The following is a 12,369-nucleotide window of genomic DNA, read 5'->3' on the forward strand; positions in this document are numbered from 1 at the left end:
TTTATTTTGGACTGTATTTATGTCCCAGCCCCTTCTTTTACTAGAATACATTATTAAAGAAAAACTGCAAATCTTCATCTTCAGTTGGTAATATTTCTAATTCGTGATTGTCAATCGCCTCTAACATTAACCTCTCTTTTTCATTTAATCTGTTGTATACTCTTTCATCAAGTGAATATGAACCGTTTTTCATTTGGTAAAATTGTTGCAAATAATAATACTGCGTATATTGATTTTCCTCTAGCCCTAACCTATGAATTCTATCTTTTGATTGCAATAAATGTACTAAATTATAACTATATTCAAAGTATATTGCATCGTGACATGTATGATGTAAAGAAACTGATTCTGCTAAAGTATGAGGATTAGTAATTAAAACATCTATTTCTTTATTCTTAAATTTTTGTATTATTTTATTTCTTTCTTCAGTTTCTACTGAGCCTGAAATAATTTCTGCACTTATATCTAAATCATTTAATAAATGTTTGATTCTATTCATTGATTTGACAAATATACACCATATAATCACTGTTTTAGATTGACTAGTGATTTGTGTAACAAGCTGTATTAATGCTTTCATTTTTGACGTGATTCGTATTTTAGAGACTAAATCTTCAATCTCCTCTGAAAAATCCTGATATTCTATTAACTCCTCTTCAGATACCGAAACATCAAGTACTCTACTGAAATCTTTTAAATCTAAGTTTTCAAGAAGCATCGAAGGTACACTTTCCATTTGAGATATTTTAGCAAATAAAGCTAACATATTACTTTTATATTTTGATAGTAATATCTTTAGTAAATCTTCTTCATTTCTATCAGCATTGACCTCAATAATTTTGTCTTTGTTTTGTAGTGGCACACCCAGTTCTTCTTTTGTTGTTCTAGTGAAAAAAGGGTAAATTTTATCATTAATTCTTTTCACTTCTGATTGATTAGGGTTTTTTAATAGACCTTCAGTAAAATTGAAAAAGTGATCATAATCATATGGATAAAGAATATTTAACAAGTTATAAATATCAATATAACCATTAGGAATCGGTGTTCCTGTTAAAGCCACTAAATACTTTGCTTCCTCTGTAATTCTCAAAGCTGCATTTGCCCTTTTTCCTGAAGTACTCTTAATTCTATGCACTTCATCAAAAACTACTAAAACATTTTCATTTATCAAAGGTTTTATAGCTTCTTCTAATGAATCTAAAGTTTCATAATTTAATAATATTAAATTTTTATTTTTATTTTCATAATTTAACATCATTCTTTTCTCATTAGAAAAACTATAATCCTTTATATTCAAAACTTTTAATTTCTTCTTATCTCCAAAGCATGCTTGAAATTCATCAATCCATGAATTAAAAGAATTAAGCGGTCCTATCATAATGATTTTATCTACATTTTTTTCTTGGTTTAAGTATGCAAAAGCACCATATACTGTAGATGTTTTACCAGAACCCGGAACTGAAAAATTTCCTGATTTTTGTATTACAGATAAATAAAATGCATCTTTCATTTGCTTCTCACGTAGTCTTCTTTCCATATTATCATTTACAATACTTACAAACCGTTCATACTGTTCTTTCAGACGAGGATCTTCATTTTTAATGTCATTACCAATAGTGTATTTTTCGTTAATATAAGAATCAACTCTATTTATATAATCATATACTTTTTCTTTAACTATTAAATCAAACCCTAACTTATCTGTGGCTTTCTTTAATTTTTCAATAATCAGGTAAACTCTTTTATAATACACATTAGGTTTGAATAGAACACTTTCATTACTAACTTCTAAAACATGTCCTTTTACGTGTAATTTAAAAAATCTATGTTTTGATATTCTCTCTATTTCTTCAGTATTCCCCTTCAAATACAACTGACTATTACCATTTAAATCAAGAATCAGCATTTCCATATACCTCTTTTTTGAAAATCTTAACTTCTTCTTCTAATTCTTCTAATGCTATCTTAAACTTTTCATAATCGTCATCCTTTAGGTTAATCACTATATTTGAATCAACACTTCTTAAAGCTTCTATTGCTTTTTCAATTTGCTTTTTTGGAGCATTTAAAGTATTTCTTTTTTTCACTTTCTCTTGATTTATTTCATAAAGTTCTCTCATTTCTTCTTTTAATTTTTCATCGCTTCTAACTTCTTCCTTAATAAAATCGAGAGTTATTTCATCTTGTTCATCAAACTTCTCTAAGAATTCTTCACTAATCTCCATCCCTTTATCAATAAAAGGCTGAAATTGAGGCGTGTCGACTAAATTTTTAAAGTTACGAACAAATCTAGTCATATCTCCCTCTGGCTTCATAGCAAGGTTTGTGAAAATAATAGATTTTAATTCTTCTTTTTCTTCTTCATTCTTTACTTTATTTAAAACTGAAGGTATTTCAGCTAATGGCCCATCTAACTCCCATTCACGAGCCAAATAGTAGTGACCATCCATATCTATATACTCAAGAAATTCGACCATTAAATTTGCTCTTTCTACTAATTTTTTTACATCATTAGTTTTCATTTCAGTGTTTCTGGCATATTCTTCAATGGTTATTAATTTATTTTTCTCTATATCATTGTATATTCCCACTAGTCTATCGATTGGATTATAACCCACTCTTTCTTGTCTACCATGCTGTAAATATAACTCAAGCAATTTTATTTCTTTTTTACTATCATTTATGTCTTTATCTAATACAATAGCCTCAATATAATTAAATTTTGGATTTTCAGTACTCAAATCACGTAAGCATGTAAACCTTCTATTACCATCGATTATTCTTCCATCATTTAATACAACTGCTGCTTCTTGCTGTCCAATCGCTTTAATATTATTTTTAGTTTTTACAAATGCTCGCTCGTCGCTCTTTTTTATAAAGTCGCTTATTATTTCGTTATATTTTTCCAAATTATCTAAGTTGAATTCTTTTACATCTTTATCAGTCTTATATTTACTTATCCAAGTAGCAATTCGATCGTTTTGATCATTAAAATACAGTTCGTTCAGCTTAATTTTATAAACCGGATAAACTGATGTTATCCCATCAATAGTCAACTTTTTAGTAATCTCTGTTTTTATTAAATTATCTTTATTTAATTTTTTCATGTTACTCCAACTCCTCATAATAATAATTCAAATCTAAATAAACCTTCTCCATAATAGGGTCATAATACATAGAAGACTCATTAACAATTGTCACAACAAAAGTTTTAGTAATATCCAATTCATATATTTCATTAACCTTTTGTGTTAATTCAAATACATCTAACGATTTACACCTTGATATCTCATCTTCTATTATTCCCAACACGGTTGGAACTGATTCAAGTTTTAACAAATAGTTGTTTGTCACTTTAGTACTATATACTTTATCTGCTCCTCTAATAATCGATCGATAAAAGATAAGGTCAAACCCAAAGTCATCAAGATGGTTTGCTCCCAATACATCAATAAGGGTTGAAACTGTCCATATATGGCCATCTTGTAACTTTTCCAATGCTTTTTTTCGATATTCTAATAACTCTTGCTTTGTGATACCTATATTGCGCAAATGTTGTATAGTAATAAACTTTTTATATTGGAATTCTACTAATTCTAACTTTAAAACCTTATCATAGAGCCACGAATTAAAGGAACTTAAATTCCATATTCTTTTGTCTATGTTAGTGAAATCTATAATCTCTTGATTATCGATATATATTTCATCAAAGTATCCTCTAGTAGATTGATAGTCAGAACTTAATAGATACGTAATATATCTTTTGAATTTTAATTTATTTAAAGCGAGTCCTAATTTTTCATTAGAAATGTGTCCATGAAGTTCCTTTTTTAAATCATCATAAAAGAGGAATTTTCTATTACCTATAACTTTCTTTACAATTTCAAGTTCATTATTGCTCACATTATTTGATTCTAAATCAATAACATCTTTGTAAATGTACTCTTTGATAAGAGGTAAATAATTAGCTTTAATAGTACTTTTTTTGGTTCCGAAAGTTTCACTATACTTCTCTACAAAATCTTCTACATTTATTGGTGCATTATCTATCATAAAAGATATAACTTGTTCTTTTCTATCGGTACTACCAACACTGATACCTGGCATTCTTGTAACTTTAATTCTAGTTCTTAAGTGTTTATTGTGAGTTTTTTTAATAACATTGTGTAGTTCATTTTCATGATGAATATTGTACTCTTTCATTAATGCATTATGTGAGTTGAAAAGTATACGTGTTGTTATTTCTTTTCCATCCCACTCATATATATTTAAACGATTATAAAACTCATTCCAATCATAAAAATTAAAATTATAATAACGATACTGTTTTTTACCTCTTGTGACAGCGAAATCTGAATTGCCTATAACATTTTCTAACGTTCTTATGTCTATAATAAATCTCTCAACATCCAATTTCTGTTCTTCAATAAATATATTGTATATTTCTAGAATATCGTCTATATGTGCAATTTTATCAACATATTCTTCCATCAGAAATTCAAGTATACTATTCCTATTTTTTTGAATAATTTTATTACTTAAAACTAAATTGTCTCTATTAATATATTGTCTTACCGAAGTTTTTAAATCTATAGAAGCATAATCATCTTCAATAATTTCAGATATATCCTTATTACCTTGCTTATATCTCAAAGTTAAATAATCATAGTTATTATCGTCGAATATTTTTTCATAGGCTTCTTTCTTAAGGTTATAATTATTATACCAATACGCATATTTATCTTCTCTATATTCTTCTGATAAATTATTTAATACCCGCGCATTAATTTGACGTATTCTTTCACGAGTTACCCCTAATTTTTGACCAATAGCTTCTAATGTCAAACCTTCTACTCTCATAGCAAATGCTAAATATATATTCTCACTATAATTTTTCTTCACATCGCTTAATACTGAAGGCTTTTTACACAATAAAACCCCGTTTATCTTTTCTATATATCCACTTTTCTTTAAAGCTGAAAGACTTTTAATCACATTAATATTTTCAAAAAAACCGAAGTATTCTATAGCCTCATCTTGAGTTAACTTACCATTTTGATTTTGGACTAAAGCATAAACTAGTATCTTTTGCATATCTTCTTCTATCCATAAACCACTTAAACTTTCATTATCTTTTAAAAAATCAATAGTATACTCTAATGAATAGTCATTAACATTTATAACATCTGATATCTTCTCGGACAATTTAGTAATGAATGAGTGCGTCAATTCTTCATCATTATCCAAAAGAAATCCTAGGTTTTGATCAGTCAAAAATATAGTTGTCACATTTCCAAAATAGATTTTTTTATTTGAATAAGTAATGATATATAAGCATAATTTTTCTATAATTTTAGAAATCGATTTGTTTGAAATACCCCTTACTTTATAGAGATTTTCCATACTTTTATCAAGAAGATTCACGATACTATTTATACCTGTTTTTTCAATGAAATTCATTTCTTTCCTTGTAAAAGCATTGTTGAAAATCTTATGATTCAAGTATTCACTATACTCATCATCGAAATAAAATCTCGTCTTAACTTTCTCTTTTGTTTTAGGCAATTTACCGGTAATAATTTCCTTAAAACATAAATCAGGATTTTGCATTGCCTCTTCGAAAATACTAATGTTTTTTAACCCTATTTTCTCTTTAGCATCCATAATACATTTCCACAACTGTTTTTGTTGTTTTTTATCAAAGCCTCTCAACTTCTTGATATCTTCTGGAGTAAGGTCGATAAAAGAATTAAACAATTGAATATTATTCAGTTTCAGTTTATTCAACAAATTTTTATCAGTAATTATATTTTCTATTTTCTTATTCAATACCTCTTCTATGTAATTTCCGCTTTGAATATTTAACCAATCAGTGTTTTCACATTTATATTCTAATTGATTTTTTAAATCTATTATCTCTTCAAGGGATTTTTGACCCAAGCCTCGTATTTTATATAATTCTTTGTTATCTATCTTTCTGAGTTGATCTGTATTAACTATTTTATTTTTAATCAACTGATTTTTAGATCGATTAGACAACTTTGTATTTTCTATTTTCGTCGTCATTTCCAATTTTCCCACCCACTTTATGAACTTCGACTATTTATTTCACTCAATATAGTTTGTGAATAGTTATAAGTATATTTTACTTTATTTTAATAAATAAGTCTTCAATATCCCCTTCATTATTATGAACAAAATCGGTTTTCACTATTTATTTTTCCTTTCTATAGGATAATAAACAATTTTATCTTTTTTAAATCTGTTGACTAGAAATAAGAAAAGCAGAAATAAATTTATTTGAATTATCTCCAGTCTTTAGCGATACTAAACATGAAGGGTAAATTGTAACGGAGGGGAAAAATATGGTAGAAAGTCGAATTGATCAAGATTTAGTTGATGAACAAGAAATTGCTAAGTTTTTAGACAGTTACTTTTATAGTGAACTTCCAAATCGTTTTAACGCTATTCAAGATATTTTTAGAAATCATTTCTCTGAGAATAAAGATGATCAATATAAAGGGGTAGACTTAACAATTACATATAAAAACAATACCCGTATCAATATTGATGAAAAAGCTGCAAATAATTATTTCAATAAAAAACTCTCTACTTTTGCTTTAGAAATTTCTTTTTTTAATGGCAACAATGTATCTAAAGATGGATGGCTCTATGGCCAACAATATAGTAAAACAGATTGCTATTTGTTGTGTTGGGGTGAAACGCATGACCCAAAAGAAGGCATTACATTTGAAAACATTAAAAAAATTGAAGCTTATTCAATAAAAAAGGAGAAATTACGTGCATTATTAGATACACTTTATGGTATTAATGTTGATAATTTTTCAGAAAAAGCTAAAGAAGCAAAACAAGCTTTACATCATAAAAAATCCAGAGCCAAGTTATGTATTGGCGGTGAAGATAGCCCTTATTGGGTCCTCTCACACCATCTAAGTGAGAAGCCTTTAAACTTGGTATGTCCAAAGGAAATACTGCAAAAAGTGACTGAATATAAGTTTTATATTGAGAAAAATAGCTTGAAAATATTAACTGAAAATGAGAATAAAGAATGGGTTGAGTGTAAGTGAGTGAAAGATATGATACAAAAGAAAAGGTTCAAAAAAGAGCTAATGAAATAGTTGGCAAGACGCTAAAAGAACTAAGTAGAGATGGTATAGTTACTAGTACAAAAAGCAGCTTTGGAGATGCATTTGAGAATTGGTTCGGCAAAGAAAAAGATAATTTAAGTCTACCGGATATGGCAGAAGCAGGAGTAGAATTAAAAGCTACTCCTTTTAAAAAGCTGAAAAGCGGACAATACAGTGCCGCTGAACGACTAGTATTAAATATCATTAACTACGATGACTTGTTGAATGAAGAATTTGAAAGCAGTAAATTTATGGCTAAAAATAAGAGCATTCAATTAGGTTTCTATGAGAAAGAAGCCGATAAACCTAAAGCAGATTGGAAATTTAAAGAAACTGCTTTATTTGAACTTGCCAATAACAAGAAAGATTTAGAGATTATAAAACAAGACTGGGAGCTCGTACATAAATTTATTTCAGAAGGACGTGCACATGAATTAAGTGAACGTTATTTCCAATATCTATCACCATGTACTAAAGGAGAAAATAAAAATTCTTTAAGAACACAACCGAATTCAGAAATGATGGCAAAACAAAGAGCTTTCTCCTTCAAAACTGGTTACATTACATCACTGCTTAGAAAATATATTTTTGGCGATGAAAAATCAGAATCTATCATTACCGATTTCGATATAGTACAAGAAAAATCTATTGAAACTATTGTGAAGGAACGTTTTGAACCTTATATAGGCAAAACAAAAGAAGAGCTAAAAGAAATCTTCAACATTGAAACTAACGCTAAAAGTGCTAATTATCAAATTGCTGCACGTATTCTAAATCTCAATGGAAATGCTAAAAGTAGTGAAGTATTTAAAAATGTTGAAGAGTTCGAAAAAGCAATGATTATAGTTAAAACTATTCAGTTTGATAAGAACAATAAAAATAAAGAAAGCATGTCATTCCCTGCTTTTAATTTTAAAGAACTTGCTAAAGAACAGTGGGAAGATGAAGCAGGCACGCCAACCGCTTCTTGGAATAACTTTCTACGCCAAGCTCGTTTCTTATTTATTGTATTTAAAGATGATGGAAATCAAACTGTATTCAAAGGGATAAAGTTCTTTAGTATGCCTGAGGAAGATATTGACGGACCTGTTCGTCATGTATGGCAAGATACTGTCGATAAATTGAATAATGGTGTAGAATTAACTGCTGTTGAAAGTAAATCAACAAAGGATGGCTATAAAATCACCAATAACTTTATAACATTAAAGGACAAACTTATATGTCATGTCAGACCCCATACAACAAGACGCGATTATTCTGCTCATGGACCTTATGCCGATCAATTGCCTGTACCTGCTAAATGGACAAATAGACCTGATAATCATACTGCATATTCCAGGGATTGGATGACAAAGCAATGTTTTTGGCTTAACAACGACTATATTGCTGAGCAATTGCAAGATATTGTATAAAGTTATGTATGGTGTAATAAGGGTTATAGAACGATCGTTCGCTATTATGTTATAATAATTTCATTATATGTTTATGAAGGAGCGCTTTAAAATGACACAAATCAAAGTTGCTGAATTATTTGCTGGCGTCGGCGGCTTTCGCATTGGATTAGAAAACACAAAAGAAAAGCAATTTGATATTATTTGGGCTAACCAATGGGAACCCTCAAAAAAAGTGCAGCATGCATTTGATTGTTACGTAAGTCATTTCGATAAAGGCGTCCACAGTAATGAGGATATTGCAGAAGTCACAGATAAAGAAATGGAAGATACCCAAGTCGATATGATTGTAGGAGGCTTCCCTTGCCAAGATTACTCAGTAGCACGTAGTTTAAATGGTGAACTTGGAATACAGGGTAAAAAAGGTGTTTTATTCTGGCAGATTGTCCGTTTTATACAAAATACTATGCCCAAGTATCTATTACTAGAAAATGTTGATAGACTACTTAAATCACCTTCTAAACAGCGTGGTAGAGATTTTGGTGTTATGCTATCCACTTTAAACGAACTAGGTTACAACATTGAATGGCGTGTTATCAATGCTGCTGATTATGGCAATGCTCAAAGACGTCGCAGAGTATTTATTTTTGGTTATAAAAGAGATTTATCATATGCACAAAGTTTAGCTAAACATTCCTTAGAAAACATTATTTATAATGAAGGGTTGTTCGCTAAAGCATTTCCAATTGAGGATTACCCAAATAAAAAACGAGTTAATGAAACAAATGTTTCTAAAGATATCGTTGATATTTCTGACCAATTCACTTTCCAATTCCATAATTCAGGAGTTATGCAAAATGGAAAAGTATTAACAATTGATACAATCCCTATATATGAAAAATCAGTTACATTAGGAGAGATATTAGAAGAAGATGTCAAAGATTATGGTATTACTGATGAAAAAATAGAAAAGTTTCAATATCTTCGTGGCCCTAAAAAAATACTAAGAACTTCAAAAACTGGACATGAATATTATTTTAGTGAAGGTGGCATGTCAGAAACAGATTCTTTAGACCTACCAGCTCGAACTATGCTTACCAGCGAAGGTTCAGTTAACCGAAGCACTCATTTTTTAAAAATTAATGATCAGTATCGCACACTAACACCTATTGAAGCCGAAAGATTAAATGGCTTCCCTGATAATTGGACTGCTACAATGCCGGATAGAATGCGTTTCTTTTGCATGGGCAATGCATTAGTTGTTCCATTAATCACACGTATCGGTAATCAAATTGAAAAAATAGAAGACGAACATAAAGATGAAGATACTTTTTCACAATTGAAATTATTTTAAAAAATCCCAATAAAAATAAGCCTTGAATCTCTATAACTCGTATAGAAGTTCAGGGCTTATTTAATACTTAAAAATCTACCTACTCATTCATAAAACAATATTCCACTATTCTTCTTTAAACCAATTAGAAATTTCTCCTCTTCTCGCAGCAAACTTCATCTTTGAAATTGAACTGTTCTTTATAACTACAGTATATCTATAGCTTGTTTCTACTAGTTTAGCTATGTTTTTTAATTCTTCTGATTCTTTTCCATCTATCCCTAAATATCTAGTGAATACTATAAAATATCTATCCGTAGGCAAAACTTCTTTAGCTTGATTTACCATGTATTCAATAAATTGATTAATTATAACTGTTTCCTCTACGCTATTTTCCGTTTCTCTTTCAATAAATCTCAGTTTATTATCTATGAATTCATCTTCTTTAAGATTATCCATTTCTTCATCTAATGATATTTGGTTATAAACACACATTCCCATGAACTTTTTTAAGTTGAATAATTGCTTTTCAGAAACCCCAATCTTCTCCCTCAACAATGCATCTAACTTATCTTCATCCAGAAAGTGATTTTGCGACATTAAACGATTCATATAATTTATCTGTTCTTTTTCAAACGTGGGAATTTTATATGAAGATTTGTGATCATCTATATTCTTTCTGACATAATACTGAACTCTGAAATACTTATCATATTGAAAAGAGCTTTCATTATCTAAATTAAACTTTTCCATTATATTGAGCAATCCTTCATATCCATACGATACTAAATCTTGCTTTTCTAAAATCGTTTCTTGTATCTGTAATATATTTTGTTCAACCACTTTATCAACAGTATGGTGATTCAGCATAATGAACTTGTTTGCCCAATACTCTTTTTCCTTCTCATCACACGTTCTCCAATTTTTTATACATTCGATACTCTGAACATTTATTTCCTCTTCTGTAGATCGATCCATTACATTCTTATTTCTATCTTTTGATGTTGTATTCATTTGTTGTCCTTCTTTTCTTTATTTTTAGAACGATTGATTTAAAACCTACTTTAATTTCTACAATATGAACGCCTGCCTCTCACATTTATTTTTATCACTCATAAACTACTCTCCTTTTTCTATACATTTATCAGCATGGAAATGCGAACATACAAATTATACATGCTTTTGCTCTACATTTTGTTTACCAAAAAAGCAAAATAAGTGTCATTTACCTCTTCACTTTCTATATGTTTAACGTTACAATGAGTTCATTCACACAATTTTCTGATTATTACAATAATTATTATAGGAGGAGATAACTATGAATCGAAGACAACACTACTGGAAAGATTGGCGATTACATGTCTTAGTATTAGCCATTGTTGTGATTTGTGAATTAATTGGCCCATTCGATATTCCATTAGGGGTTACGTCTATTTTATTATTACCTGTAGTTTATGGAGTTGTCTTAGGTTTATTAGCTTATTTCACTCCTTTGGTTGGTAAGAAACAAGCCAAAAACTCAGAGCCTATGGTTTTTATTTCTGTTGCTATTTTAATTGCGAAATTTGGTACTGAAGCAGGACCTGCACTTCCTAAAATTATCGCAGCAGGCCCAGCATTAGTTTTACAAGAACTCGGTAACCTAGGTACGATTTTTCTTTCTTTGCCGTTGGCAATTATGCTTGGACTACGTCGTGAGGCTATCGGTATGACACACTCTATTGGTAGAGAAGCAAACATGGCGTTGATTACAGAAAAGTTCGGAATTGAATCACCAGAATGGCGTGGTGTCATGTCTATGTATATCTTCGGAACAATTTTCGGTGCGATATTCTTTAGTATCTTTTCAGGTTTGATCGCATCCATCATACCTTTACATCCATTGGCTTACGCAATGGCGACTGGTGTTGGTAGTGGCGTTATGTCAGCTGCCGCAGTTGGTCCTATTATTGAAATGTTCCCAAGCTACGCTAGTGATATTAAAGCATTTTCAGGAGTCAGTAACTTATTAACATCAGTAACTGGATTATATATGGGTATCTTAATCGCATTACCATTAACAATTCGTTACTACAATGGTGTTATGAAGTTTAAAGCTAGACTACAAAAAAGTACAAAAGGAAAGAGGGATATACATGAAACTCACGTCTAATATTATCAACTGGTCTTTGACGCTTGTTGTTGTGGGACTTATTGCGTTAATTAGTAACTGGATTGGCCAAGACATTATGCCTTCAAAAGCTGTTCCAGGTGTTCTTGCGTTAATGGGAATCGCTTTGATCGGTATGATTCTTCAACAGCTCATCCCTCTTAATATTCCTAGTATTGCTTATATTGGTGTACTTGGATTGATACTCACGATTCCTGGTATGCCGACGGCACCTTATATCGTTAGTTGGACACACAATGTAGAATTAATGGCATTAGCTACACCAGTTGTTGCATATGCTGGTATTTCAATCGGCAATTCTTGGACTGACTTTGCGAAGTTAGGATG

Annotated in this window: 9 protein-coding genes; 5 read left to right on the forward strand and 4 right to left on the reverse strand. The window is 30.0% G+C overall.

Annotated elements, in window-relative coordinates:
* Positions 1-40 precede the first annotated feature (40 nt).
* The 3 genes from HMPREF2937_RS11845 to HMPREF2937_RS11855 are packed head-to-tail and all read right to left on the reverse strand — an operon-like array spanning position 41 to position 6,066.
* Positions 41-1,906 (reverse strand): DEAD/DEAH box helicase, encoded by a 1,866-nt coding sequence (locus HMPREF2937_RS11845; RefSeq protein WP_070864650.1) that lies wholly within the window; start codon positions 1,904-1,906, stop codon positions 41-43.
* Positions 1,893-3,107: a ParB N-terminal domain-containing protein gene (locus HMPREF2937_RS11850; protein WP_070864651.1), complete on the reverse strand. Its 1,215-nt coding sequence runs from the start codon at positions 3,105-3,107 to the stop codon at positions 1,893-1,895. The genes HMPREF2937_RS11845 and HMPREF2937_RS11850 overlap by 14 nt, the downstream gene beginning before the upstream one ends.
* A 1-nt stretch (position 3,108) precedes the next feature.
* Positions 3,109-6,066 (reverse strand): DNA-directed RNA polymerase subunit alpha C-terminal domain-containing protein, encoded by a 2,958-nt coding sequence (locus tag HMPREF2937_RS11855; RefSeq protein WP_070864652.1) that lies wholly within the window; start codon positions 6,064-6,066, stop codon positions 3,109-3,111.
* A 299-nt stretch (positions 6,067-6,365) separates the two neighbouring features.
* On the opposite strand from HMPREF2937_RS11855, the gene HMPREF2937_RS11860 reads away from it, so the two are divergent.
* The 3 genes from HMPREF2937_RS11860 to dcm all read left to right on the forward strand — a co-directional run bounded on the left by HMPREF2937_RS11860 (position 6,366) and on the right by dcm (position 9,893).
* A complete protein-coding gene (locus HMPREF2937_RS11860; RefSeq protein ID WP_070864653.1) occupies positions 6,366-7,088 on the forward strand; it encodes a hypothetical protein in 723 nt (240 codons plus the stop codon).
* Positions 7,085-8,560: a Sau3AI family type II restriction endonuclease gene (locus HMPREF2937_RS11865; protein WP_070864654.1), complete on the forward strand. Its 1,476-nt coding sequence runs from the start codon at positions 7,085-7,087 to the stop codon at positions 8,558-8,560. Before HMPREF2937_RS11860 ends, HMPREF2937_RS11865 begins: the two co-directional genes overlap by 4 nt.
* A 91-nt stretch (positions 8,561-8,651) precedes the next feature.
* Positions 8,652-9,893: a DNA (cytosine-5-)-methyltransferase gene (gene dcm, locus HMPREF2937_RS11870; RefSeq protein ID WP_070864655.1), complete on the forward strand. Its 1,242-nt coding sequence runs from the start codon at positions 8,652-8,654 to the stop codon at positions 9,891-9,893.
* Positions 9,894-9,998: 105 nt separating this feature from the next.
* Here dcm and HMPREF2937_RS11875 read toward each other — a convergent pair whose 3' ends face one another.
* Positions 9,999-10,886 carry a hypothetical protein gene (locus HMPREF2937_RS11875; RefSeq protein WP_070864656.1) on the reverse strand — a complete coding sequence of 296 codons (888 nt, stop codon included), beginning with the start codon at positions 10,884-10,886 and terminating at the stop codon, positions 9,999-10,001.
* Between the two features lie 304 nt (positions 10,887-11,190).
* Between HMPREF2937_RS11875 and HMPREF2937_RS11880 the strand changes: the two genes are divergently transcribed.
* Positions 11,191-12,024: a DUF3100 domain-containing protein gene (locus HMPREF2937_RS11880; protein WP_070864657.1), complete on the forward strand. Its 834-nt coding sequence runs from the start codon at positions 11,191-11,193 to the stop codon at positions 12,022-12,024.
* Positions 12,008-12,369, forward strand: a 362-nt coding sequence (locus HMPREF2937_RS11885; protein WP_070864658.1) for a hypothetical protein, incomplete at its 3' end; no start/stop codon positions are given. The genes HMPREF2937_RS11880 and HMPREF2937_RS11885, both read left to right, overlap by 17 nt.

The sequence above is a fragment of the Staphylococcus sp. HMSC061G12 genome, from assembly GCF_001838465.1.
Classification (GTDB): domain Bacteria; phylum Bacillota; class Bacilli; order Staphylococcales; family Staphylococcaceae; genus Staphylococcus; species Staphylococcus simulans.

Excerpts from the sequence above, each read along its gene's own strand:
- HMPREF2937_RS11845 (WP_070864650.1), bottom strand. The coding sequence starts at position 1,906 with ATGCTGATTCTTGATTTAAATGGTAATAGTCAGTTGTATTTGAAGGGG.
- HMPREF2937_RS11850 (WP_070864651.1), bottom strand. The coding sequence starts at position 3,107 with ATGAAAAAATTAAATAAAGATAATTTAATAAAAACAGAGATTACTAAA.
- HMPREF2937_RS11855 (WP_070864652.1), bottom strand. The coding sequence starts at position 6,066 with ATGACGACGAAAATAGAAAATACAAAGTTGTCTAATCGATCTAAAAAT.
- HMPREF2937_RS11860 (WP_070864653.1), top strand. The coding sequence starts at position 6,366 with ATGGTAGAAAGTCGAATTGATCAAGATTTAGTTGATGAACAAGAAATT.
- dcm (WP_070864655.1), top strand. The coding sequence starts at position 8,652 with ATGACACAAATCAAAGTTGCTGAATTATTTGCTGGCGTCGGCGGCTTT.
- HMPREF2937_RS11875 (WP_070864656.1), bottom strand. The coding sequence starts at position 10,886 with ATGAATACAACATCAAAAGATAGAAATAAGAATGTAATGGATCGATCT.
- HMPREF2937_RS11880 (WP_070864657.1), top strand. The coding sequence starts at position 11,191 with ATGAATCGAAGACAACACTACTGGAAAGATTGGCGATTACATGTCTTA.